Annotated in this window: 16 protein-coding genes; 11 read left to right on the top strand and 5 right to left on the bottom strand. The window is 54.3% G+C overall.

The genetic code is table 11. From position 1 onward, the window contains the following. Nucleotides 1-68 precede the first annotated feature (68 nt). The 11 genes from B2R48_RS08935 to B2R48_RS08985 all read left to right on the top strand — a co-directional run bounded on the left by B2R48_RS08935 (nt 69) and on the right by B2R48_RS08985 (nt 18,458). The gene (locus B2R48_RS08935) at nt 69-3,809 is read left to right on the top strand and encodes a nitrate reductase subunit alpha (RefSeq protein WP_296999437.1); all 3,741 of its coding nucleotides are present in this window, start codon (nt 69-71) and stop codon (nt 3,807-3,809) included. Beyond that, nucleotides 3,806-5,329 (top strand): nitrate reductase subunit beta, encoded by a 1,524-nt coding sequence (gene narH, locus B2R48_RS08940; protein ID WP_296999438.1) that lies wholly within the window; start codon nt 3,806-3,808, stop codon nt 5,327-5,329. The genes B2R48_RS08935 and narH overlap by 4 nt, the downstream gene beginning before the upstream one ends. After that, a complete protein-coding gene (narJ, locus tag B2R48_RS08945; protein ID WP_296999439.1) occupies nt 5,329-6,033 on the top strand; it encodes a nitrate reductase molybdenum cofactor assembly chaperone in 705 nt (234 codons plus the stop codon). Before narH ends, narJ begins: the two co-directional genes overlap by 1 nt. Before the next feature lie 11 nt (nt 6,034-6,044). Continuing rightward, entirely contained in the window at nt 6,045-6,740 is a 696-nt protein-coding gene (gene narI, locus B2R48_RS08950) for a respiratory nitrate reductase subunit gamma (protein WP_296999440.1), read from the top strand. 57 nt (nt 6,741-6,797) lie between these two features. Beyond that, nucleotides 6,798-7,613, top strand: coding sequence for a peptidylprolyl isomerase (locus tag B2R48_RS08955; RefSeq protein WP_296999441.1), 816 nt, complete (start codon nt 6,798-6,800; stop codon nt 7,611-7,613). A 46-nt stretch (nt 7,614-7,659) separates the two neighbouring features. Then, entirely contained in the window at nt 7,660-8,301 is a 642-nt protein-coding gene (locus tag B2R48_RS08960; RefSeq protein ID WP_062956332.1) for a carbonic anhydrase, read from the top strand. A gap of 28 nt (nt 8,302-8,329) precedes the next feature. Next, on the top strand, nt 8,330-8,848 hold the full coding sequence (locus B2R48_RS08965) for a DUF2478 domain-containing protein (protein ID WP_296999442.1): 519 nt from the start codon (nt 8,330-8,332) through the stop codon (nt 8,846-8,848). Nucleotides 8,849-9,135: 287 nt separating this feature from the next. After that, a complete protein-coding gene (locus B2R48_RS08970; protein ID WP_296999443.1) occupies nt 9,136-10,191 on the top strand; it encodes a helix-turn-helix domain-containing protein in 1,056 nt (351 codons plus the stop codon). 227 nt (nt 10,192-10,418) lie between these two features. Further along, entirely contained in the window at nt 10,419-12,338 is a 1,920-nt protein-coding gene (locus tag B2R48_RS08975) for a hypothetical protein (protein WP_296999444.1), read from the top strand. Nucleotides 12,339-12,367: 29 nt separating this feature from the next. Beyond that, entirely contained in the window at nt 12,368-14,974 is a 2,607-nt protein-coding gene (locus tag B2R48_RS08980; protein ID WP_296999445.1) for a tectonin domain-containing protein, read from the top strand. Between the two features lie 10 nt (nt 14,975-14,984). Continuing rightward, entirely contained in the window at nt 14,985-18,458 is a 3,474-nt protein-coding gene (locus B2R48_RS08985) for a tectonin domain-containing protein (protein WP_296999446.1), read from the top strand. A 75-nt stretch (nt 18,459-18,533) separates the two neighbouring features. Here B2R48_RS08985 and B2R48_RS08990 read toward each other — a convergent pair whose 3' ends face one another. The 5 genes from B2R48_RS08990 to B2R48_RS09010 form a co-directional block, all read right to left on the bottom strand. Continuing rightward, nucleotides 18,534-19,514 (bottom strand): precorrin-2 dehydrogenase/sirohydrochlorin ferrochelatase family protein, encoded by a 981-nt coding sequence (locus tag B2R48_RS08990; protein WP_296999447.1) that lies wholly within the window; start codon nt 19,512-19,514, stop codon nt 18,534-18,536. Next, complete coding sequence (locus tag B2R48_RS08995; protein ID WP_296999448.1) at nt 19,486-22,194, bottom strand: nitrate reductase; 2,709 nt, start codon at nt 22,192-22,194, stop codon at nt 19,486-19,488. The genes B2R48_RS08990 and B2R48_RS08995 overlap by 29 nt, the downstream gene beginning before the upstream one ends. Beyond that, nucleotides 22,184-22,534, bottom strand: coding sequence for a nitrite reductase small subunit NirD (nirD, locus tag B2R48_RS09000; protein WP_008889535.1), 351 nt, complete (start codon nt 22,532-22,534; stop codon nt 22,184-22,186). The genes B2R48_RS08995 and nirD overlap by 11 nt, the downstream gene beginning before the upstream one ends. Before the next feature lie 5 nt (nt 22,535-22,539). Next, nucleotides 22,540-25,011: a nitrite reductase large subunit NirB gene (gene nirB / locus B2R48_RS09005; RefSeq protein ID WP_296999449.1), complete on the bottom strand. Its 2,472-nt coding sequence runs from the start codon at nt 25,009-25,011 to the stop codon at nt 22,540-22,542. Between the two features lie 304 nt (nt 25,012-25,315). Beyond that, complete coding sequence (locus tag B2R48_RS09010; RefSeq protein ID WP_213473817.1) at nt 25,316-25,651, bottom strand: hypothetical protein; 336 nt, start codon at nt 25,649-25,651, stop codon at nt 25,316-25,318. Between the last annotated feature and the right edge of the window lie 113 nt (nt 25,652-25,764).

The following is a 25,764-nucleotide window of genomic DNA, read 5'->3' on the forward strand; positions in this document are numbered from 1 at the left end:
TCACCCAAAATTCTCCCTGCCCGATCTGATCGGTTCGGGCAGGGCCTACAGCCTTCAGGAGAAACGCCATGAGTCAACTGTTAGACAGACTGAACTTTTTTCAGAACAAAGAACTGGAAAGGTTTTCAAACAACCACGGTCAGGTCACCCGCGAAAACCGCGACTGGGAAGACACCTATCGCAACCGCTGGCGCCATGACAAAATCGTTCGTTCGACGCACGGTGTGAACTGTACCGGTTCATGCAGCTGGAAAATCTATGTGAAATCCGGGATTGTCACCTGGGAAACGCAGCAGACAGATTACCCGCGCACCCGTGCCGGACTGCCAAACCATGAACCGCGGGGCTGTGCCCGAGGCGCCAGCTATAGCTGGTATCTGTATTCTGCCAACCGCGTTAAAAATCCGCTGATCCGTGGCAAGCTTTTGAAGCTGTGGCGTCGGATGCGCTCGACGATGAACCCGATCGAGGCATGGACGGCAATTCAAAATGATCCCGTTCTTCGGGAAAGCTATGTGGCAAGCCGGGGTAAGGGCGGCTTTGTCCGTGCGACCTGGGACGAAGCCACCGAACTGGTTGCAGCTTCAAACGCCTTTACCGCAAAAACATATGGTCCGGACCGGGTATTTGGTTTCTCGCCAATTCCGGCAATGTCGATGATCAGTTATGCGGCAGGTTCACGCTATCTCAGCCTTCTGGGCGGCGTGTGCATGTCATTCTATGACTGGTATTGCGATTTGCCACCGGCATCGCCAATGACCTGGGGCGAACAGACCGACGTCCCGGAATCGGCTGACTGGTACAATGCTGGTTATCTGATCTTGTGGGGTTCAAACGTCCCGCAAACCCGTACCCCGGATGCGCATTTCTATACCGAGGCCCGCTATCGCGGGACCAAATCGGCCGTTATTTGCCCGGATTATTCCGAAGCCGCGAAATTTGGCGATGTCTGGTTGAACGTCAAGCAGGGTACGGATGCTGCATTGGCAATGGCCTTTGGTCACGTGATCCTGCGCGAATTCCATCTCGACCGTCAGACAGACTATTTCGAAGAGTATTGCCGCAAGTATTCGGACTTCCCGATGCTGGTGAAACTTGATGAAAAGAACGGTTCCCTTATTCCGGGACGGTTCCTGCGTGCCGCAGACCTGAGTAACAAACTTGGTGAAGAAAACAATCCGGAATGGAAAACCATCGCACTTGACGAAAAGTCGGGCAGCATGGTCGCACCGAACGGATCCATCGGGTATCGCTGGGGCGAAGCAGGAGAGTGGAACCTTGAAGAACGTGCTGCTGGTGCTGACACCAATCTCAAAATGTCTTTGGTCCTTGAAGAAGATCATGACGAGATTGCCGGGGTCGATTTCCCGTATTTCGGGGGGGATGCCTCGGAACACTTTGCGACCGACGCGCAACACCCCGATGTCCTGACCCGCAACATTCCGGTTAAACGCATCCAGACCGCCGATGGCGAGATCATGGTGGCGACTGTCTTTGACCTGTTTTGTGCCAACTATGGTCTGGATCGTGGGCTGGGTGGCGAATGGGTTACCAGTGACTATGCCGATGGCATGCCGGGCACCCCGGCATGGGCCGAAAAGATCACCGGGGTTCCGGCCGACAAGATCATTCATGTTGCCCGTGAGTTTGCCCTGAACGCCGAGAAGACCAAAGGCAAGTCGATGGTCATCATCGGGGCTGCGATGAACCATTGGTACCACATGGATATGAACTATCGTGGTGTGATCAACATGCTGGTCATGTGTGGCTGTGTTGGCCAATCTGGCGGCGGTTGGGCACACTATGTCGGGCAGGAAAAGCTCCGTCCGCAGACCGGGTGGCTGCCGCTGGCCTTTGGCCTTGATTGGGGACGTCCGCCCCGGCACATGAATTCTACCAGTGCGTGGTATGCCCATACCGATCAGTGGCGTTACGAAACCCTTCGGGCCGATGAAATCCTGTCGCCGACCGCACCGGACGGGGACTGGGATGTTTCAATGATCGACTACAACATCCGCGCTGAACGGATGGGCTGGTTGCCATCAGCGCCACAGCTGAAGACCAATCCGCTGGATGTCGCAAAGGCGGCAAAGGAAGCCGGTAAGGAAATCCCGGCCTATGTTGCCGAAAAACTGAAATCTGGCGATCTGGAAATGTCGTGTGAAGATCCGGATGATCCCAAGAACTGGCCACGCAACCTGTTTGTCTGGCGGTCCAACCTGTTGGGGTCGTCGGGCAAGGGCCACGAATATTTCCTGAAACACCTTCTTGGCACCGATCATGGTGTTATGGGCAAGGACCTCGGCGAAGAAGGCCGACAATTGCCCAAGGAAGCCAAATGGCATGAGGAAGGCCCGCGCGGAAAACTTGATCTTTTGGTCTGTATTGATTTCCGCATGAGCACCACGGCGGTCTATTCCGACGTCGTTCTGCCAACCGCAAGCTGGTATGAAAAGAACGACCTGAACACGTCGGATATGCATCCGTTCATCCATCCGCTTCAGGCGGCTGTCAACCCGGCCTATGAAAGCAAATCGGATTGGGAAATCTTCAAGGCGATCGCCAAGAAGTTTCAGGAAATCGTACCGGGTTATCTGGGCAAGGAAACCGATATCGTTGCCCTGCCGATCCTGCACGACACACCCGGTGAAGTCGCCCAGGATCAGGTCAAGGACTGGAAGAAAGGTGAATGCGACCTCATTCCGGGCAAAACCGCGCCGAACTATATCGCGGTCGAACGTGATTACACCGCAATCCATGATCGCTTTACGGCACTTGGTCCGTTGCTTGACAAGCTCGGCAATGGCGGCAAGGGCATCAATTGGAAAACCGAGGACGAGGTTCAACATCTTCGCGACCTGAACGGCGTGTGGCAGGAAGGGTCTGCCAAGGGCTGTGCGAAGATCGATACCGATATCGATGCCACCGAAGTGGTTCTGATGCTGGCACCGGAAACCAACGGTGAGGTTGCCGTCAAGGCATGGGATGCACTTGGCAAGATTACCGGACGTGATCACAAGCATCTTGCCCTGCCCAAGGAAGATGAAAAAATCCGCTTCCGCGACATTGCTGCCCAACCGCGCAAGATCATTTCTTCGCCGACCTGGTCGGGCCTTGAGTCCGAGCATGTCTGTTACAACGCGGGTTATACCAACGTTCACGAGCTGATCCCGTGGCGTACCCTGACAGGACGTCAGCAGCTTTATCAGGATCACCTGTGGATGCGGGCCTTTGGCGAAGGGTTTGTTTCCTATCGTCCGCCGGTCGATCTCAAGACCGTGACAGAGGAAATCAACGACGAGGCCCGCGAGGGTGTGCCGCATGTGGTGCTGAACTTCATCACACCGCACCAGAAATGGGGCATCCATTCGACCTATAGCGACAACCTGTTGATGCTGACGCTAAACCGTGGCGGTCCGGTGATCTGGATCAGTGAAAACGACGCACAGCGTGCGGGGATCGTCGATAACGACTGGGTGGAGCTGTACAACACCAATGGTGCTTTGACGGCACGTGCGGTCGTTTCCCAGCGCATCAAGGATGGTACGACCTTCATGTACCACGCGCAGGAAAAAATCGTGAATACCCCCGGTTCCGAAAAGACTGGCCATCGCGGCGGTATTCATAACTCTGTCACCCGCACGACACTTAAACCCACACACATGATCGGGGGCTACGCCCAGCAATCATACGGTTTCAACTACTACGGAACCGTGGGTGCCAACCGTGATGAGTTCGTCATTGTCCGCAAAATGCAGAAAGTCGACTGGCTCGACGAAGAAGCAAACGACAAGGAGGTCGGGAAATGAGAGTCCGCGCACAAATCGGCATGGTGCTGAACCTCGACAAATGCATTGGGTGCCATACCTGTTCGGTAACCTGCAAAAACGTCTGGACCAGCCGGGATGGTGTTGAATACGCCTGGTTCAACAACGTCGAAACCAAACCCGGCACCGGCTATCCGACCGACTGGGAAAACCAGAACCGCTGGAATGGTGGTTGGGAACGCACGAAGTCGGGCAAGCTGCAGCCCAAACAGGGATCGAAATGGCGTATCTTGGCAAACATCTTTGCCAACCCGGATCTGCCGGAAATCGATGACTATTACGAGCCATTTGATTTCGATTACGATCACCTGAAATCCGCACCGGAAATGAAAGCCTTTCCAACGGCGCGTCCGCGTTCGCGCATTTCTGGCGAACGGATGGAAAAAATCGAAAAAGGCCCGAACTGGGAAGAAATTCTTGGCGGTGAGTTTTCCAAACGCTCGGAAGACTACAACTTCGAGGGCATCCAGAAAGACATTTACGGCGAATACGAAAATACATTCATGATGTATTTGCCGCGTCTGTGTGAACACTGCCTTAACCCGGCATGTGCGGCAAGTTGCCCTTCCGGGGCGATTTATAAGCGTGAAGAAGACGGCATTGTCCTGATTGATCAGGAAAAATGCCGGGGATGGCGCATGTGCGTATCGGGCTGCCCGTACAAAAAGGTTTATTACAACTGGTCAACTGGCAAATCGGAAAAATGCACGCTGTGTTATCCGCGCATTGAGTCAGGCAATCCGACGGTCTGTTCGGAAACCTGTGTTGGGCGCATCCGCTATATCGGTGTCATGCTTTATGATGCCGACAAGATCGAAGCGGCGGCCAATGCCGAAGAAACCACCGATCTTTATGATGCCCAGCTTGGTGTGTTCCTTGATCCCAAAGATCCGGAAGTTATCGCGGCGGCACGTGCCGACGGCATTCCGGAAGACTGGATCAAGGCAGCCCAGGACAGCCCGATCTGGAAAATGGCGATGGAGTGGAAAGTTGCCTTCCCGCTGCATCCGGAATACCGCACCCTTCCGATGGTCTGGTATATCCCGCCGCTTTCCCCGATCCAGAATGCTGCCGAAGCCGGTGCAATCGGCATGGACGGGGCGATGCCCGATGTCCGCAACCTTCGCATTCCTTTGAAATACCTTGCCAATATGCTGACGGCTGGCGACGAAGAGCCTGTGGCACATGCGCTTGAGCGGATGTTGGCAATGCGGGCCTATATGCGTTCGAAAACCGTCGAAGGTGTCATTGATGAGTCGGTCGCCAAGCGTGTCGGTCTTGATGGTGCAACCATCGAGGACATGTACAAAATCATGGCGCTTGCCGATTACGAAGACCGGTTCGTCATTCCGACCACCCATCGCGAACAGGTTGAGGAAGCCTATGACCTGCGTGGCGGCGAAGGGTTCACCAACTGCAACGGCTGTTCGTCTGGCATCAGCCAGGGTTCCCTGTTTGGTGGCAGCAAGAAGCCGCTGAAAATGCCCGAGGAGGTACGCTGATGGACCGCACACTCAAATCGCTCTCGCTTCTGCTGAGTTATCCGACAACAGAACTGCAAGAAGCCATGCCCGAAATTGGCGGCGTTCTGGCATCGGACACCCGCCTTACGGCGGCGGCACGTCGCGATTTGCGACCGCTGGTCGAGGCGCTGTCAAACGATGACATTTACGATCTTCAGGAACGTTTCGTCATGCTGTTTGATCGTTCGCGCAGCCTGTCTCTTAACCTGTTCGAGCATGTCCACGGTGAAAGCCGTGACCGTGGTGGCGCCATGGTCAGCTTGCTTGAAACATACCGGGCTGGCGGGTTTGAACCGGCCACCACGGAACTACCGGACCATCTTCCTGTCCTGCTGGAATTTTTGGCAACGCAACCGCGTGCAGAGGCACAAGACACACTTGCTGATGCCGCACATATCTTTGAGGCCATTCGCGCGCGTCTGGAAAATCGCGAAAGTCCCTATCAGGCGGTGTTTGCCGCCTTGCAGCAGCTGTCGAACGTTACGGCAGATGCCAATGCGGTTGCCGAACTTCTTGAACAGCCCGAAGACGATCCCGATGACCTCGAAGCGCTTGACGAGGTCTGGGAGGAAAGCGAGGTCACGTTTGGACCGGACCCGAATGCCGGTTGCCCGCAGGTGCGTGACATCCTGTCGCGTATTGATCAACCCGCTGGACCGGTACCGCCGGAAGCAGCAGAGTAAAGGAGGCTCTCATGCATAACTTCCTTTTCGGGATCTATCCCTATATCGCGCTATCGGTCCTGATTATCGGCTCTATCGCCCGATATGAACGCGATCCGTTCACGTGGAAAACATCCTCAAGCCAGCTTTTGCGGCGCAAGCAACTGATGGTGGGCTCGGTTTTGTTCCATGTTGGCGTTCTGGTGATCTTCTTTGGTCATTTGGTCGGACTGCTGACACCGATCTGGATCTTTGATGCCATGGGTATCAGTCACGGTGCCAAGCAAACACTGGCCGTTGTTGCGGGTGGTATCGCCGGTGTCATGGCACTGGTTGGCGGTCTGATGCTATTTCATCGCCGGATAACCGATCCGCGGATCCGCAAAACGTCAAGCTTTGCCGATATTGGCATTCTGGCACTTCTGCTGGCACAGCTTGTTCTTGGGATCGGCACGATCTTTGTGTCGCTTGAACATCTTGACGGGTATGAAATGACCAAGTTCATGGCCTGGGCACAGGGGATTTTCACCTTCCAGTCTGATGCGGCCAGCCACATTGCCGATGTGGCCTGGATATTCAAACTGCATCTTGTTCTGGGTCTGACGATCTTCCTTGTGTTCCCGTTCACGCGTCTTGTGCACATGCTCTCGGCGCCAGTGAGGTATTTCTTGCGTCCGGGGTATCAGATTGTCCGGTCACGCCGCACCAAACCTTTGTCACATAGATAATGGACAGTCGGCGCATTCGTGCGCCGACGACCTCCTGCAAACAAAGGACAAAGCGCTATGAATACGCAAATGTTTCCCGATCTCGTCATTAATGGCGAAACCATCCCGCAAACAGCGGTAGCTGCGGAATTGCAGAACCATACGGCGTCAAAAGACAATTTTGCAGACGCCCTGCGTAACGCGGCAAATGCACTTGTTATTCGCACCCTGTTGCTTCAGCAGGCGCGTAAAAACGGTATCGAGGCCACCCCACAGGAAGTCTCGCCAAACCGCTTCGAAACAGAGGACGAGGCCAAGATCCGCGCCCTTTTGGAAAGCGAAATCGACATCGCGCGCCCGACTGAGGAAGATATTCGCACCGAATGGCAGAAGGATCCCGAACGGTTTCGCACCATGCCTTTGTGGGAAGTTTCCCACATTCTTTGCAAATGCGACCCGAATGATGCCGTAGAGACAGCGCTTGCCCTGCGACGGGCAACCGACATCCTGAGCGACCTTCGCAAAGGTGGCCAAACGTTTGAAAAGATTGCACGCGCGCAAAGCGACTGTGGATCGCGGTCAGAAGGCGGATCGCTTGGTCAGTTGCGCCCCGGCGATACGGTGCCAGAATTTGAAGCCGCACTTCGTCAGCTTTCTGAGGGTGAAATCGCGCCCGAGCCTGTGCTGAGCAGATATGGCTATCACGTCCTCCGGCTAGATGCACTGGCAGAGGGGCAGCCACTGCCGTTCGAGGCCGTGAAACCAAAAATCTCCGAAGCGATGGAAAAAGCACAGTGGGCACGCAAGGCCAAGCTGTTTGTCGATGGCCTTATTGCCTCAGCCTCTATTACCGGCGCCGATCTTGGCACGGCCAGAAATACGAAACCGAATTAGACGCGCGGTTATAGCGCATATAACCCACAAAAGGTGTGAGGTTTGCATGCTTGAAAACCTTTTGGAACGAAACAGGGTCTGGTCGCGATCACGGCAAGACGAAGAGCCCGGATACTTTTCCAGACTGGCAAGCCACCAGGCGCCAGAGTTTTTCTGGATCGGATGTTCGGACAGCCGTGTACCAGCCAATGTTGTTGCCGGGCTTGATCCCGGGGAAGTCTTTGTTCACCGCAATGTTGCCAATGTGGTGCATTCATCGGATTTGAACCTGCTTTCTGCACTGGAATTTGCCGTCGAAAGCCTGAAAGTCCGGGAGATCATTGTCTGTGGTCATTATGGCTGTGGCGGGGTGAAAGCCGCAACCGAAGACCTTCCCCATGGCCTGGCCGACCACTGGCTTGAACCCATCCGACGCCAGGCCCGTTTCCACGCCAGTGAACTTGCACGGCACAACGATATCGAGGGCCGCCGCGACAGGCTGGCTGAACTCAATGTCATCGAAGGTGTTGGACGGGTTGCTGAAACGCCGATCATGAGACGTGCGTGGCGGGCGGGGGCAGACATCAAGATTCACGGCCTGATCTATAGCCTTAAAGACGGGCTTTTGCGTGATCTGGAATGCACGATCCGGCCGTCTGACATTCAGACATCTGATAAAGCCGCGTTCCAAGGCAGAGCGCAGCAGTAACATCAGCGGAAGACAAAGGAACATTGAGATGAAAATCGCTTATACGATGGCGCCTGGCAGGGGAGATACCGACTTGCTTCTTTCGCGTGTGGCGCGGCGCATTGCCAAAATGGGATTGCGCGTTTGCGGCACTGTGCAAATCAATTCAGAGCGCGAGACCGACGGCCCTTGCGATATGGATGTTCAGGTTCTGCCAGATGGTCCGATCATTCGCATTTCCCAAACATTGGGCGCCCATTCTCGTGGGTGCCGACTGGACACAAGTGCCCTCGAAGAAGCTGTCGGGCATGTGACACGTGAAATCCGCAAAGGTGCGGATGTGCTGGTGATCAACAAGTTTGGCAAACACGAGGCCGAGGGGCATGGCTTTCGCGATGTCATCGCCGACGCACTGGTCAATGACATCCCGGTTCTGGTGGGACTTAACCAGCTAAACCTTGCTGCGTTCAAGGAGTTTGCTGGCGGGCTTGAAACAGAATTGAGGCCCGAGGAGCATAAGCTATTCGAATGGCTGGAAGACAACTGTTCCTGCGGTGAATTGGTCTGATACCAGCGAGTTATATGCGAACAGCTACTTTTTCTGGATGTCATGGTAACTTGGGAGGCGGTAATATTCTCTGGCTGACGCGCAAGCATCAGACATTGGTGCATATTGTGTTTAGCCCTGATAAGGATAGATGACAAACGTTCCCAAGAGCGATTTGCAGTGCGGCTTTAGTTCTTGTTCTTCAAAGTGCATATGCAAGTGCTGCAATTATTGTTTCATAGTGTTCTTGGAGTAATCATAAGTATAGTTGCTCAAGAATAGTGCCTTATCCAGAACGAGATTGGTTGATGACGTCGCATCGGGAAACAGAAGATGTTGCCAAGGGCAATGGGTCCGGGGCGACAGTTGTTGGTACACGTTATGAAATGACGCTTGAGCTTTCGACGGGCGAGCAAGACAAAATTCTGGTGGATGAAGAGCGTGACCTGACGGACCGGGTTATCGACCGTCATCATCAGCGTGTTTTATTGTCGAACGGCGGTAGCGTCGATTTTCAACAGTTCCCTGTCGATGATGACATGGTCATCAAGGCCGAAAGTATCTCGGGAAGACGGCTTATCATCGCGATGGTTGCGCTTGAGGGGGAGTATTCGATGATCCGCCCTGAAGATGGCGCTGAATTCGTTTTTTCCCCCATGCAAGGACATCTGTTTGTACATGATGGCCTTAGCACGACCTTCAAATTGCCAGCGGGACAGAATGTGCAATCTTTGGGGTTAAGTCTTCCCACGGATATTTTCAAACGTTACTTCGACAATCGTGTGCCAGAAGCATTGCAACCGCTTTTCCAGCCCAATACGAACGATATCCAACCCGTCACGTTCGTTGTGACCAGCGCAATGCGCGATACATTGCTCAAGAACCTGAATATTGATGCTGCCCCGTCATTGCAGCAAATCAAGATGGAAGGCATCGGACTTTTGTATCTAGCACTGATTGATGAGTCTTTGCGCACAAACAGTGCAGACCAGCGCATTGTATTGAAGAACTCTGATGTCGATAATGCGCAGCGTGCTTATCAGCTGTTGCAGAGCAATCTGCGCGAACCACCCTGTCTTGCGGACCTTGCAGAGCAGCTTGCAACAACCGAAAAGCGTCTTAATCAGGCCTTTCGAGAGCTGTATTCTGATACCGTTTTTGAGGTTTTGCGCGGCATTCGTCTTGAAACGGCCAGAGACCTTCTTGAAAACACCGACATGGCGATCAAGGAGGTCGCCTGGGAAGTCGGGTATAACCATTCAACCAACTTCTCAACCGCCTTTAACCAGAAATATGGTGTCTCCCCGGCGGAATACGCCAAAAACGCCAGATCAACGACCTTGCTTCTGGTCAAGAACGCCTAAGCCATAAACAATGCCGCAATTTCGTTTTCGCGGCGCAGGTTCTGGTGGTCCGTTGGTCATACAAGTTCGTCCGTTTCCCATACATCCATTGCCTGTAACTGTGCCTAAAGCTTGAGTAATCTGTCGAAAACATGTTCGTGCCTGCGAAGATTGTACCGCAAAAGCAATCAGTTCGGACATGGAGGGGATGCGCAAAGACGCGTCGGGGACAGATCGAGTAGGATTGGATGCAGAATTTCCCGTTACGGCTAAGCCGGGCCGTGGCCTTTTCGGCCTTGCTTGCGGTGGGCGCCTGTCAGACGCTTGACAGTGGTGGACCTTCGCAATTGCTGTCAGGCGAGCTAACAACGTCGTCACAAGAAAACAAGTCAGGAAGTGTAAATCAGGTACAGCTTCTGGTCACAGAGGCGTTTAACGCACTTGGACGTGGCGAGCTGGAATTGGCATCACGTGCAGCCAACCTTGCGCTGAAGCTTGATATCACAAATCCGCATCTGCAGTTTTTAAACGGCTATGTTTATCATCAACTTGGTGACGACGGTGATACGGCCAAATACACCCTTGCCGAACAAGGATACCGTCAGGCTCTGAAGTTTGATTCAGGCAATCTTGCTGCGCACTATCACTTGGGTCTTCTTTATAAAAGTCAGCGGCGCTATCAGGAAGCCAAAGAGCATTTCTCATATGTCGCGATTTACCGTTCTGACAGTCCGGATGTTCTGTATAATCTTGCGGTGGCATCCTACTTTTCCCATGATGCGCAAACAGCTGATGCCGCACTCTCGCGCCTTTCAAACATTCATCCCGATGCCGAGAGCCGACCAGAAATCCTGAAAGCCCGGATGATGGCGCTTGCGGCGATGGATGATCGTGCTGGTGTGGATCGCTTGATGGCGCGATATGCCGATGTGGCTGCCGATCACGGTGAACTGCCATTTTTACATCGGCGTGTTGATAACTGGCGGTCGTTCTACGAAAGCGACGCAAAGATCATTTTGGCGCAGGGCGGCTATGATCCATATGCAGGCGGTGGCACCACCTATCAAAGCGATCCGTATGGCGATCCATATGGCGGCGGGTCCTCTGATCCCTTTGATGCGTATGGTGACAGTCCGGCAAATGCCTATGGCGATGAGGTCGGGGCAAATTCGACGGACGCATCGATGGTTGTGGTCGATGTTGTCCTGATCGGTACACAGGAAGACTTGCGTGATTCGCGCGGGGTAAACCTTTTAAATGGTTTGCAGCTTCAGTTTGGTGACCCTCTGACGGGCGCGCCGGCAGCCGGAATTACGCGTACCAGAACACGGGATTTTCTGGGCACCGGGCTTGAGGAAAGCACCAAGACCATCACCTCGCAGATCAGCATTCCGGCGGTCAACTATTCACTGAATATTGCCAACTCACTGAATGCGGACAATCAGGTTCTGGCCAAACCCAGTTTGGTTGCACAGAGTGGTAAAACGTCTGAATTTTTCTCTGGCACGGAAATTCTTGCAGCAGCCGTTTCGGGCGGCAACGGGGACAGTGTTTCTGTTCAGAAAGAAGTCGGTGTGAAACTTGCCGTCACGCCAGAGGTTCTTCAAAACGATGAAATCAGACTGCATGTTGTTGCCGAACGGACCTTCCTGACCGATCCATCGAACTCCGTCGTCTTTGAGTTTCGTCTTGATACGACAAAGACAAACGTCAATTCGACCGTAACGATGAAGTTTGGTGAAACGCTGATTCTGGGTGGATTGAGTGAGCGTGAGACATCAAAGGTTTCTGACGGGGTGCCGATTCTCAAGGATATGCCGATCCTGAATTATCTGTTTTCCGAACGCACGGAACGCAATTTCGAAAAATCGATCCTGATCCTGCTGACACCGCGACGGCCGCACTATGTGCGCCAGTCTGCTGAAGATCGCGACCGGATCATCGGCCAGTTGTCTGCGCTCGAAAAGGAAACGTCCCGGCTGGAACGCCGCCACAGTGACTGGTTCACGCCGCGCCCCACGTTCGAGAGCATTCTGGACAAGCTGCAAGGCAAGGCGTTCTTTGACGAATTCCGCAGCGGCGACATGGATCTCAATTCATCGTTTGAGGACACCAGTGTCGAAGAAAACCTGACGGCCCTTCGCAAACATCTTCTTGCACAGTCCTGAACCGGATCCGACAACAGAAAGGCTTGATTATGACAAGACTTTCATACCGCATTGTTTTGGTGATCTTGCTTGCAGGCGCCTTGCAGGCCATGGCCGGTGGAAGCCATGCAGCCCAGGTGCTTGATGACGGGGTGTGGTTCACCTTGCCGGGGCAGGCGCAGGATATTTCGGTAACAGAAATTGGCGAGGCCTATGCCATCTCGGTGGACGGAACCCCGCTTCGCTGGGATCCACGGGAAGAACGCTGGCGCACCATGTCGGGCTCCTTTGCTCGGATCACGGGGGCGGCTGAACGCCGTCCCTGGGTCATTGACGGTGATGGGGATGTCTATCGCTATAATGGTCTGTGGTGGGAGCACAAAGGCAGTAACGTCGTTGATGTAGCAGGCAACGCACGTGGCGAAATCTATATCGCCAAGACGGATGGCTCTGTTCATCGGTGGTTGGAACTGCGCCATAGCTGGGAAACCATAACCGGTATCGCGAAGCGGTTGGCAGTCGATCCGGATGGAAGGCTATGGGCGGTTACCCCGACAAATGAAATTCGCATGCGCGATGATGCGGGATGGCACACGCTTCCCGGTCTGGCACGTGATATTGCTGCGGGTGTAAATCAACGTGTGGCAATGGTCCACCCGGATGGTCGGGTGATGCTGTGGCGGATGCGCGACCAGCGTTGGTTCGTTCTTCAGGGGGTAGATACGGCAACCGACATTGCGGTGACACGTTCCGGGGCGCCTTGGGTCGTATTACGAGACAATAGCATTCTGGCCAAGGTTCGGATTGCCTTGTCATCCGGTATTGATCCGCAAGATCAGGAAACTGGTGCAGAGGGCCTTAGCGCGCCGGAAGCGCGCCCGGATGACATAAAGGCCGACGAGATAACGGCAGATGAAATTTCGTCGGCCTATCCATCCGCAAGTCCGCCCAAAGCACCGGTCTCGCGTGCGGACCCGTCACGTGCAGAGCCAATTTCGCCGCCGCCGTCAGAAACGCAAACGGTATCAAATGATGATACTCGTGCGGGGAGCGGCGATAAAACTGAACGACCTTTTTCGGACAATCTTGCCGATGATCCGGCAAGCCGGACCTATGACGGCAACCTGACTTTTACCGATACGCGTGACAGTGCCGACCGTTTGGCGATTGGCCGGGATGGCAGTGTTTTTGCCATTCGAGGTGGCGATATCCTGCGTTGGTCGAACAGCCAAGGGCGGTTTAACGGTTTCCCCGGCAGTGTGGTTCGTATTGCAGTTGATCCGGATGGCAATCCGTGGGGCGTTTCTGCGCTTGGCCGTGTGTTTCGCCACACCGGGAATGATTGGCAACAGGTTGTTGGTCAAACTGCAGCAGACATCGCCATTGCCGCAAATGGCGATGTTGTGACGGTAAATGCGCAAGGGCAACTTTACCGCATTGATCGCAATGGCACGGGCTTTACACCAATAGATGGACAAGGCGTTTCGATTGCCCTGATGCCCGATGGAAGTCCGTGGACCATTCTGGAAAACGGCTTTTTGCAATATTGCGGTGATACGGGATGCAAAACCGTTCGTCAGAAGGCAACAAGCCTTGCCACTGGCATTGACGGTACCCTTTGGATCGTGACACCCGACAATGTTTTGCGCCGGTATAACGATGATATCGGTGATTTTGAAACCGTCCGCCTTGCGCGCAAAACGCCCAAAAGAGTTGCGGCCGGGCCGCAAGGATATCCGTGGGTAGTCGCTTCGGACGGGACGGTTCTGGCAAGTCAGTTCTTTGAACGCGATGAAAGTGGGGACTTGCGCATTGCGGCGCGAACGTCCGAAGACATGGAGGGCAGCGGTGATACGGCCTCCGTCACCTCGAACATCGTAGAAGGCTTCACCTTTACCAAAAATATTAGCTTTGAAACCGTCGAAACAGATGCGGCACCTGCCGGGGCTGATATCGAGATTGCTACCGGCAATGATGGCATTGTCTATGGCTATTCCTATACCAACAGCCCAAGCCAATCAGGCTCCATGTTTGTTTATGACGAACGGCGCAGAAAGTTCGTGGCAGAGGCCACCGCATTTGGCGACCAGAATGCCAATATTCAGGATTACGATGTCGCAAGTAACGGGGATATCTGGGGTTCGACCTTGTCCCCGTCTGTAGGGCTTTTCCGTGAACGCAACAGAAGCCAGCAAGAATTCAAGGTTAGCGGCCTGACACCCGCAGGCGTCGCGGTTGCACCAGACGATACAGTTTACGCGATATTCTATACCGGCGGCGATTACTGGCTGTATTCCAAAGGTCCGGGCAGCAACAGCTTTACGCGCTTTGACGACTTCAATTCCTTGTACGACGTTTCGGTGGGTGCCGGTAACGACGTCTGGATTATTGATCGCAGTCTTTATGTCCGGCAATGGACAGGCACGTCATTTGAAAAGCGTCCCAGTCAAGGGCAAAAGGCCGAAGCAGTCCGGGTGTCACGCAACGGCGAGGTCTTTATCCTGACTTCCGATAATGGCGTGTATCGCTGGAATGCGACGAACAAGAGCTTTGATCTCATCAAAAATTCCACAGCTGAAAATTTTGACGTCGAGGAAGATGGACGTCTGTGGCTGAGTGTGAACAACACACCGACCATCAAGCGGGCACGCGACTAGGAGCAAGGACATGACAGACGAAACCCAATCCCGGGTCCGGGAAATACACTTGGTTGATCAAACGCTTCGACATCTGATGTTTGCTTTTGTCGGTGTGCTGATTGGTCTGGCGGGGATGATGATCGTCAACGCGCCAGCCCGGGCCGAGGCGCTTTGCGGTGGTCTGGATGAACGCGGCCAGCTGCAACAAAGCTGCCAGGGGCGGCCGGCAAAATATGAAGGAAAACCTGCCACGACATGTCCGGATGGTCAGTTCTATGATCTTGAAGCGTGCTGGTCCTGCCCAACAGGTTATAGCCGGTCTGGTGATGCGGTAACGACGAACTCCGCGTGTCACAAGATTACGAGCAAAGATGTGTTCAATGATGCTGTCCCGGCACAGCTACTTGAAGGCGTATCGCAGTGCCCGCCGGGCAGCTTCTTTGACATGTATAATGGCGGTACCTGCTGGCGTTGCCCAACGGGCTATAACCGCACTTTGTTCGATCCGATCAATTCCGACAAGGCGTGTGAACGGGTTGCGGGGCTTTTGCAGTTCAGTTGGCGCAACGCCGAATTCAAGGGACCTGAATGTGGTGATGATAATGCCGTCTTTGACCTGATCGACGGTGGAAGCTGCTGGTCCTGCCCGGATGGGTATGTTCGCACCATCAATTCGGTAAAAAGTGCTCAGGCATGCGGGCGTCCCGTGTTTGAGACCGCTTCGGCAGAGAAAAAAGGCGAAGCAGGTTGCAAGCAATATGGCAGCAACGCGTTCTGGGACCCGAAGAATTTCGGCAGCTGCTACAGCTGCCCGGCAGGTTACACCCGCTCTGAGGAATCAGTTGATTCCCCGCGCGGCTGCCTTGCGCCAAGTATCGAATGGAAAATGGATCCTTATCCTAGCAAGGGCTTCATGCAGATGGATGGCGCTACGGGCGTCATTCTGAAAGTGATCGAGGAACGTGCGGAGCTTGAGCGGATTGCAGTCAATATGGGGCGTGCCGAAGGTGTGGACCGGACCCGTGCGATTGAAGCTCTTTGGCAGGAAATTGCACACTATCCCGAAGAAAGCCTTGCTCTGCGGTATGCGGTGCTTAATCACCTGGTCAATGCAGTGATGAGCGGTTCAGTCTCTTCGAGTAGCCCGGAGGGGCGCCTGATCCGTGAAATTGAACAGTTCGCCAACGGGTATCGTGTCTATCTGGCGACAGAGGCCGTCAAAGCATACGACGTGTGGCATGCTGCACAGACCTTGAAGCTGAAAGAAAAGCAGACCGCCGACTCAAAGGCGGGACGTTCGAACCTGCAGTTTTTGATCAGCGATCAGCTACCCGTGCCGCCAAACTTTAAGCAGATCACGAACCGTGCGGCGATGGTGAATACAGTGGCAGCTGTTCCAACGCTGGGTATGTTCTCTACCGCTCTTATCCCGCTTAAGGATGAAACGGTCGCAGATGCGATTATTCGGAAAGCCTATCCAAACAGGACCAAAATTGATCTTGCTGATGATCTCGTTGATGAGATTTACGATATCGACGACAAGATGAAGCTCGTCTCGCAAGAACTTGGTGATAACGTCGATGACATACTGGGGTCGAGCGATGATATCGGAAAGGTTGCATCAAAAGTAGGCCGGGAAATCGGTGACGTGGCCGATGACGCAGCGCGTGCCGCGGTAAAAACGGCCTTTAAGGCATCAAAAAAACTGGTCACAAAGATGCTTTCCATAAGCGGACCGCAGATCGTGATCGAGCTGGCGGTTGCCATTTTTGAGGCCGAGCTTAACAAGAACCTCGCCAAAGCAGATGCGCGTCCGGCTCTGATGCGGGCGCTTGAACATGCGAAATCCTACAAGCCCAGTCTGAAAGTCTGGCTGCAAAACAAGGATCAGGCGGCAAAGGTCTATTCATACTGGGCCTTGGCAACAAGTAACGAAGTGCGGCCTTCTGCAAGCGACCTGAAGCAGATCGAAGCAGCGGCGATGGCGCACTATGAGGAGTCCCGCTTCAGCTCGGATCCGCTTTATTTCGTGTATGACGAGGGTCGCTGGCATAATTTTGACGGTAGTGCGACGGCCATTTCAGCAGGTCCTTCCGGTGACGTCTGGCACATTGGCGGCGGCAAGGTCTATTGGGCTGATCCGGCAAATGATCACAAATGGTCTGAAATTGGCGGCGGTGACAATTTCGTCGATATCGCGGCAATGCCAGGTCGAAAAGCGGCCTTCGCGCTGGCAGAGGGTGGGGCCATGAAGATGTATGATGGTCGTTCCTGGCGTAATGTGCCCGGAATTGGCCATGCGGTATCCGTTGGGCCTGACGGACGCAAATGGCACATTGGTGGCAGCAATAGCCTGTATGTTGCCGACCCCGATGATTTCAACTGGCAACGTATCAATGGCCCGAAGGCCAAAAAGATATCTGCAGGGCAGGGGGGCATGCTGTGGGTCATCGATACCAATGACAAACTGCATTATTTGCTGAATGGCCAATGGAAGGACTTCGGCCGAAAAGCAAAGGATGTCAGCGTCAGCCCGTATGGTGCGGTGTGGATTACCAGTCTTGAAAATGAAGTTTTCCGACTGTCGTACAATGGCAGTTGGAAAGAAGGACGCGGTGGCACGATCAGCCAGATTGACGCCGGACCTTCGGGTGCGCTGTGGGCATTGCGTCCGGATAATGCGATTGTCCTATATCGCCACAAATCCACGCCGCGCCCAGCGATGGCCGATCCCGGCAATTTGGTGGATTCGACAAAAACCGTTGTTCAGGATAACGGAATTACCATCACACAGATCGAGGTCGATGAGCCGACGGTTACCTATGCTGTAATTTCTGGTCCGAAGAAATGGCGCAATGTTGCTGGCCGGGCAAGTCAGGTCAGTATCGGTAAGAGTGGTGATGTCTGGCATATCGGTGGTAGTGGTTCGCTGTATATCCAGCCCCTGGGGCAACTGGGCTGGAAGCAGGTTCTTGCTTCCGGGGTTGCACGGGTCGAAGCCGGACGACTTAAGAACAATGCCTTCATTCTGACCACGGACGGCAAAATGTGGAATATTGATTCCCTGGGCAAGAAAACGCCGATTTCGGGTTGGGCATCAGACATCGCCGTCGATGATGTCGGAACCCAGTGGCATATTGGTGGTAATGGCAGCGTCTATCGCATGGGGGATAGTGGCTGGATCAGGGTTCCGGGCAATGTCGCGAAAATTGCGGCGGGTGCCGATGGCAAAGTCTGGTCTGTTGGCAGGCAAGGCGAAATCTATCGACTGGAAAACAATCAATGGAACCAGGTTCCGGGGCAGGCACGTGATGTTGCTGTTGGCCGGGACGGGTCGGTCTGGCATCTGGGCGGTCCCAACGGAAACACACTTTACCAGTGGGATGAAAATGCCAAGAGCTGGAAGGTCATTGATGAAACCAAAGCGCAGACTGTGTCAGTAAGTGCTGCTGGAGAAATCTGGGTTGCCCGCCCGGATGGCTCAATGACGGCCTACGACTGATAAGCAAAAAGGGTTGGAAGCCCAGATCGGCTTCCAACCCGAACTGTTTTCAGTCAAAGGCACAAGACGCATCAATCAAGTTCGACACAGCTGCAAGACGTTCATCCCTTGTTGTGTGAAGAATTGTATCTGTTTCCCAAGCGTTTCTTCGCTGTCAAACGTCGCGGCCGTGAGGTCTACAAGCGTTGCATCACGGCGTGCCAGTGCAAGGATGTCGGGGGCGATATCATCATTGTGAAAAATGATATCGGCGGTTTCAACATGACGCGCGATGCCATGGGGAATGTCGTACGCATTGTTTGCGTCAACATCCAGCCGCAAGGATTGTCCTGAGGGGACGGTGGCACTGCTACCTTGCGGGACAAAACTGCGCAGCTCGCGGCTGAGGTCGTCTTGCGTAATTTTTTCGGCGCTATCGGCGCGCAAGGCCTTCTGAAAGAACCGGGTCCAGAAGCGCTGGCGCGATAGCCCGTCGGACAGATGTGTTGCCACCGTTTCGCGGGCATCGCGGGCAATTTTGGCAATGTTTGACAGGGTTGCGGGGAACGCCGTTTCAAGCCGTTGACGCAAGATGCGCGCAAGTGCCGGAGCGCAAGCCCCGGTGGAGATCGTGATCATCACAGGGGCACGGTCAAGGATGGCAGGCACGATGAAATCACAATGCGCTGTCTTGTCGACGACATTTAGCAGAATGTTGCGCCGCTTTGCTGCCGCCTCGACCCGTGCGGTCAAATGCGGATTGTCCGATGCATCGAACACCATTGCGGCACCGTTGATCATGGTGTCGACAAACGGGCTGCTTTCCCACCTGATCTTTCCGTTCGCATGCATTCGGGCGATGTCATCGCAGAGTTCGGGGGCGATGACTGTTATGTCGGCGTGGCTGCGCATCAGAAGGCGGAGCTTGCCCGCAGCGACATCGCCACCCCCAAGCACAACAACCTTCTTGCCCTGCACTTTCACAAATGCCGGGAAATAGGCGAACTTTTCGTCCGGCTGATCGGCAATTGCCGGAGAGCCAAGAGCTTTATTCTGCGGCGCGCGGTAATACGTCATCGAGAATCTCCTTTATCTCCGGCAAACAGGACCCACAGCCTGTTCCGGCCTGTAGCACGCGGCCAATATCGGCTGCAGTAACGGCTTTCTGTTCTGAAATGGCAGTGGTGATCGCAGCCAAACCGACCGAGAAGCATGAACAGATCAAACGATCATTGATGGCACCGGCATCGGGCATGCGCCCGGCCAGAAGTGCATTGCGTTCCATCGGTGCAATGGCATCCGCCCCGAACAGTTTTGAAACCCAGTCGCGACCGAGTGCCGGCCGTTCAGGGCCGACAAAAAGCGCCCCTGTAATGCGGTCACCCTCAAGGCGGGCGACGCGATGAATACCCTTTTTGGCGTCCGAATATTCAATGATTTGTTCGTCATCCTTGTTGGCCGCGATCGGCAGCAGGGATTTGAATATCATTGGTGTATTTCCGGCGATCTCGTAGACCATGCTGCCGACACCGGTTGCGCTGACCCAGTATGGCAGCCCGGATAAATCAAGAGGTGTGCTTGAAAACAGAAGTCCCTGCCATTTGGCGACGAAGGGCTCGACGGCAATGGGAATATGTTTGCTTTCGGGTTGGCCGGAGTGGTGGTCAACATTGGGGGGGAGAAGTCGACCAATCCCACCCGCGGCCGAAAATGAATCACTCCAATGCATTGGAATGAAAACTTGTCCGGGCATTTGCGCATCGGTGACTGCAACACGCATCAGCGCTGTACCGTTTTGACTTTTGATCCAGGCGATCCCGCCATCAGTCAGGTTGTACAGCCCGGCATCATCAGGATGAATTTCAAGCAATGGTTCCGGGCGATGTGCGCTAAGTCGTGCTGCTGTGCCCGTCCGGGTCATTGTGTGCCATTGATCGCGATAGCGACCACTATTGGCAATTAACGGGTAATCCCGGCTGGTTTTCGATTGTGGGTCACGATGGCTGAGGCCAAGCATCTTTGCCCGTCCACTTGAGGTCGTAAAGATGCCATCCCCGTAAAGGCGGGTTGCGCCATGCGCTGGCTGATGTTTACGCGATGCCGGCCATTGGAAGGGGGCCATGTTGTCATATGCCGATTTGCGGGCCTTGTGCCATATGCCGATATCAAAGGCGCGCAAACCATCATTTTCAAATTCTGACAGAGCGGCATGTTCGGCGAATATATCGCTTGGGTTCTTGTATTTGAACGCCTTGGTATAGCCCATGGCTTTGGCGACTTCGGACATGATCCACCAGTCGGGCTTGGCGCTGCCCTGGGCTTTGCGGAATGGACGTTGGCGCGAAATTCGGCGTTCGGAATTTGTAACGGTACCGGATTTCTCGGCCCAGCCAGCAGCAGGAAGTTTTATATTGGCATGACGCAGAGTGTCGGTGTCCTTGACTGTGTCCGATACAATCACAAGCGGGCATCGCGACAGCGCAAGGCGCACACGGTCCGCATCCGGTAGACTGACCGCGGGATTGGTCGCCATGATCCAGACGGCCTTGATTTCCCCGCTTTCAATCGCGCGGAACATGTCGATTGCCTTGTGGCCCTCGCCCGGTTCGAGGACATCTGATTTCCAGAAACGCCGGACGCGGTCGACATCAATGGCGTCATTGGGATTCATGTGGGCAGCAAGCTGGTTGGCAAGGCCGCCAACTTCACGGCCGCCCATGGCATTGGGTTGGCCGGTTACCGAAAACGGGCTGGAACCCGGTTTTCCGACCCGCCCGGTTGCCAGATGGCAATTAAGGATCGAATTCACTTTATCCGATCCGCTAGAAGACTGATTAACCCCCTGAGAAAACACCGTTACGGTGCGTTCAAAGGCGGCAAACCAGTTAAACAACGTTTCCAGTTTCCCCAGACCTGAGCCGTTTTCATCGGCACTTTCGTGGGTGTTGAGCCCGCATTTTTCTGCGGTTGTCTCAATATCAGGGCAGTCGGCGCGTGCCTCTGCCACTGCACCGTCATAGCCACTTACATGACGGGCAACATATTTAAGGTCGGTATTGCCGGTTTGGTCCAGCCACGCCAGCAAGCCGTTAAACAGGGCAACGTCGCTGCCCGGTTTGATTGGCAAATGCAGATCCGCGATATCACAAGTTGCAGTCCTGCGCGGATCAATAACAACGATCTTTGTGCCATGTTTTTCCTTGGCGGTGCGCAGGCGCTGGTTGAGTACCGGGTGACACCATGCCAGGTTCGACCCGGTGAGAATCACCAGATCCGCAATTTCAAGATCTTCATAGCAGCCCGGTACCACATCGGCACCAAAGGCACGCTTGTGGCCGACCACGGTTGATGCCATGCAAAGCCGCGAATTGGTATCGATATGGGGGGACCCGATGAAGCCCTTGATCAGCTTGTTGGCGACATAGTAGTCCTCGGTCAGGAGCTGACCAGAGACATAGAACGCCACTGATTTGGGGCCGTGCTTATCGATGGTGTCGCGCAGGCGCTTTGCCGTTTCGCCAATGGCGTCATTCCACGAGACCTGCTTGCCATCGACTTCGGGTTCCAGCAGACGGATGTCTCGCTTTTCCTCGGCCATGATGGTGTCGATAAGTGCCGCCCCCTTGGAACATGTCCGCCCAAAGTTGGCCGGATGATCCGGATCGCCGCCGACAGCCCATCCATCGCGGGTTGGGGAAATGATCAAGCCACAGCCAACACCGCAATAAGGGCAGGTTGTTTTGACCTCATCCTGCATGGCGCAATCCAGCTTGCAGTTCTGTCAGGCCAACACGTACAACGCCGTTCACGACCTGACATTCGACTTTGGCGGCACACCCGTCATCGGGGCCCTGGGCTTCACCCGTTTCAAGTGAAAACACCATGTTATGAAGCGGGCAGGTCACGAAATGACCATGGACGATGCCCTGTGCCAGCGGTCCCTGTTTGTGCGGGCAGCGGTCGAGCAGGGCAAAGACCTGATCATCAAGTGTTCGGAAAATCGCGATGCGATCGGTTTCGGTTTGCAAGGTTCGGGCCCCCTGCTGCGGGATGGCAGAGGCAGGGCCAACTTCTACCCATGTCAGATTATCGCTCATCTGTCTTACTCCGCTGCAATCATGGAAAGGGGATTGAATTCATGCGCATCAACGCCTTCGGAGGCGCGCTCTGCCCACGGATCAATCTGCGCTGTTTTCTGACTGATCATGAAGCGATCAAACAATGCTTTGCGATTGGCTTCATCATCGACAACCCGTTCCTGAACATGTTTCAGGCCAACTCGCTCGATCCAGGGGGCGGTGCGTTCAAGATAGCGGGCCTCTTCACGGTATAGCTGGATGAAGGCGCCGCAATATTCCTTGACCTCTTCGTCGGTTGTTACCTTGCACAGAAGGTCGGTTGCGCGGACATGAATGCCGCCATTGCCGCCGACATGAAGGTCCCAGCCACCATCGGTTGCCACAACACCAAAATCCTTGATCGTGGCTTCCGCGCAGTTACGTGGGCACCCCGAAACAGCCATTTTGAACTTGTGGGGCATCCATGATCCCCAGGTCATTTTTTCCAGCTCGACAGCCATTCCCATCGACATCTGGGTGCCAAAGCGACACCATTCCTGCCCAACACAGCTTTTGACGGTTCGAAGCGATTTGCCATAGGCATGACCCGATACCATGCCCGCCGAATTCAGGTCGGCCCATACCGCCGGCAGGTCTTCTTTCTTGACCCCAAGAAGGTCAATACGCTGACCACCTGTGACCTTGACGGTCGGGATTTCGAATTTATCGGCGACATCTGCAATGGCGCGCAGTTCGCGCGGGTTGGTCAAGCCACCCCACATGCGCGGAATGACCGAATAAGTCCCGTCTTTCTGGATGTTGGCGTGTACACGTTCGTTGATAAAACGCGATGCACCATGATCAACATACTCCCCCGGCCATGCAGCCAGCAGATAATAGTTCAAAGCCGGGCGACAGACATGGCAGCCATCGGATGACTTCCATTCCAGTTCCTGCATGACAGCAGGCATGGATTTCAGGTTTTTGGCAACGATCAGGCGACGGACACTGTCATGGTCATGATCGGTGCAGGTGCAGATTGGCTTGACCGTTGCCGCCTCATAATCCCCGCCAAGGGTTGCTGCCAAAAGGTTTTCAACAAGGCCCGAACATGATCCGCAGGATGCCGATGCCTTGGTGTGACCCTTAACCTCATCAAGGGTGGTCAGATCTTTTTCATTGATGGCGGCAACAATGGAGCCTTTGCAAATGCCGTTACAGCCGCAAATCTCTGCATCGTCTGGCAGGGCTGCAACGGCATCAAGAGGGTTTCCGGCGCTACCTCCGGCGAATGCCTGACCGAAGGCAAGTGTGTCACGCAGTTCGGTGACGTCTTCGCCGTCCTTCATCAGTTGGAAATACCAACCGCCATCGGACGTGTCCCCATACAGGACCGTGCCCTTGATTTTGCCGTCTTCAAGAACGATGCGTTTGTAGACACCACGTCCGGCATCGCGGAAAACAATTTCCTCTGTTTCGTTGCCGCCGCTGAAGTCACCGGCAGAAAACACATCGACGCCGGTAACCTTGAGTTTGGTCGATGTGATGGAACCTGTGTAGCCATCAGTGTCGATCTCGGCCATGTGATCGGCCAGCGACTTCGCCATTTCAAATAGCGGCGCGACAAGGCCGTAACATTGGCCACGATGCTGTACACATTCGCCAACCGCAAAGATTGCCGGATCACTGGTGGTCATGACATCGTCAACGACGATGCCGCGTTCAACGTTGAGGCCTGCTTCTGTGGCAAGGCGACCGTTTGGTCGGATGCCAACAGCCATGACCACCAGATCAGCCGGGATCATGCGCCCGTCCTTAAGGCGGACGCCGGTTACGTGGTCTGTACCAACGATTTCTGCTGTATCGGCCTCGGTGATGACCTTGATACCGCGTTGTTCGAGTTCCTGCGCCAGAAGATAGCCCGCAGATGGATCGAGCTGACGCTCCATCACGTGCCCTGCCAGATGAAGAACCGTGACGTCCATGCCTTGTGCTTGCAGGCCGACGGCGGCTTCGAGGCCCAAAAGCCCGCCGCCAATCACAACCGCCGGGCCGCCTTTTGCCGCGGCACCAAGCATGGTCTCGACATCATCGACATCGCGGAATGTCACAACACCATCAAGCTTATGGCCCGGAACCGGGATAATGATCGGATCGGAACCGGTGGCAAGCAGCAGTTCGTCATATTCGGTTTCCGTACCGCTCTTGGAAATTACCACCTTGCGGTCGCGGTCAATCTTGACCACCGGGTCGCCGGAATAAAGATAGATATTGTTTTCCGTGTACCACTCGGGCGTGTTGATGACGATTTCGTCGAAGTCCTTTTCACCCGAAAGCAATGGCGAGAGCATGATGCGGTTATAGTTCACGCGCGGTTCGGCACCGAAAACCGTAATGTCGTATTTGTCTGGTGCGCGTGACAGGATTTCTTCGACGGTGCGCATGCCAGCCATACCGTTGCCGATGACAACCAGGCGGGATTTTGCGGTTCTTAATGCTGCAGTGACGTGGTTCATTTGTCTCTGGCTCCTCGTCGCGGGATGCGAAGTTGGCACAAAAAAAACGCCCGATGCGGCCTGCTCCCAAAAGAGGCATTTCGCAACGGACGTCATTATCCGGTGAACCCGTCGTTGGATTCTATATATATGAGATCGGCATTTCTCCGGAGCCGCAGGCGACACTGCCCGCGCTCATGCCTCTCTATATTCAAGTGGCATGCCAAAAATTATAGTTCGGAAAAATATCTGATAAGTATTTGAAAAATATCTGATATTTTTACCTTCCTGTTTTATCAGTGATCTATGGGAATGTCGTGAATGATTAAAATATGAACACTGCAAAATCAGTGTGATCTTTTTTTGTGCATTTTTCGGGTATTTTGAGTTCTGCGAAATTTCTCTGTGCAGATGCAGTGAGATAAAATTCCCATAAATCAGCTGTTTGGTGCGTTTTTCCCGCATCGCGGAAAAATTGGCGCGGTGTTTGCAATGTAGGGTTCGTGTGAGCAGCTTTGACGAAAGCAGGCCCAATGACGGGTGGCTCACAGTTCTTCGTCCAACGGCGGACGATCAGACGTTTGGAATTGCAGCGCGATGACCGCGCAGCCTTTCCGATACGAATGACGGGCCGCCTGCAGACATCTTCCAGATGAAGCATTTAGGCCCATGGGGAAAAACCGTCGGTCGCTTACAACAGACATTCAGTGCTGTGCGGCCTAAACGAAGGGCTTCTGATCATGGAAATCAAGAACAAGGCTACACGCATAAATC

Origin of the sequence: Thalassospira sp. UBA848, assembly GCF_002295455.1 — a bacterium.
Taxonomy (GTDB): Bacteria; Pseudomonadota; Alphaproteobacteria; order Rhodospirillales; family Thalassospiraceae; genus Thalassospira.

Excerpts from the sequence above, each read along its gene's own strand:
- B2R48_RS08935 (WP_296999437.1), top strand. The coding sequence starts at position 69 with ATGAGTCAACTGTTAGACAGACTGAACTTTTTTCAGAACAAAGAACTG.
- narH (WP_296999438.1), top strand. The coding sequence starts at position 3,806 with ATGAGAGTCCGCGCACAAATCGGCATGGTGCTGAACCTCGACAAATGC.
- narJ (WP_296999439.1), top strand. The coding sequence starts at position 5,329 with ATGGACCGCACACTCAAATCGCTCTCGCTTCTGCTGAGTTATCCGACA.
- narI (WP_296999440.1), top strand. The coding sequence starts at position 6,045 with ATGCATAACTTCCTTTTCGGGATCTATCCCTATATCGCGCTATCGGTC.
- B2R48_RS08955 (WP_296999441.1), top strand. The coding sequence starts at position 6,798 with ATGAATACGCAAATGTTTCCCGATCTCGTCATTAATGGCGAAACCATC.
- B2R48_RS08960 (WP_062956332.1), top strand. The coding sequence starts at position 7,660 with ATGCTTGAAAACCTTTTGGAACGAAACAGGGTCTGGTCGCGATCACGG.
- B2R48_RS08965 (WP_296999442.1), top strand. The coding sequence starts at position 8,330 with ATGAAAATCGCTTATACGATGGCGCCTGGCAGGGGAGATACCGACTTG.
- B2R48_RS08970 (WP_296999443.1), top strand. The coding sequence starts at position 9,136 with ATGACGTCGCATCGGGAAACAGAAGATGTTGCCAAGGGCAATGGGTCC.
- B2R48_RS08975 (WP_296999444.1), top strand. The coding sequence starts at position 10,419 with ATGCAGAATTTCCCGTTACGGCTAAGCCGGGCCGTGGCCTTTTCGGCC.
- B2R48_RS08980 (WP_296999445.1), top strand. The coding sequence starts at position 12,368 with ATGACAAGACTTTCATACCGCATTGTTTTGGTGATCTTGCTTGCAGGC.
- B2R48_RS08985 (WP_296999446.1), top strand. The coding sequence starts at position 14,985 with ATGACAGACGAAACCCAATCCCGGGTCCGGGAAATACACTTGGTTGAT.
- B2R48_RS08990 (WP_296999447.1), bottom strand. The coding sequence starts at position 19,514 with ATGACGTATTACCGCGCGCCGCAGAATAAAGCTCTTGGCTCTCCGGCA.
- B2R48_RS08995 (WP_296999448.1), bottom strand. The coding sequence starts at position 22,194 with ATGCAGGATGAGGTCAAAACAACCTGCCCTTATTGCGGTGTTGGCTGT.
- nirD (WP_008889535.1), bottom strand. The coding sequence starts at position 22,534 with ATGAGCGATAATCTGACATGGGTAGAAGTTGGCCCTGCCTCTGCCATC.
- nirB (WP_296999449.1), bottom strand. The coding sequence starts at position 25,011 with ATGAACCACGTCACTGCAGCATTAAGAACCGCAAAATCCCGCCTGGTT.
- B2R48_RS09010 (WP_213473817.1), bottom strand. The coding sequence starts at position 25,651 with ATGCTTCATCTGGAAGATGTCTGCAGGCGGCCCGTCATTCGTATCGGA.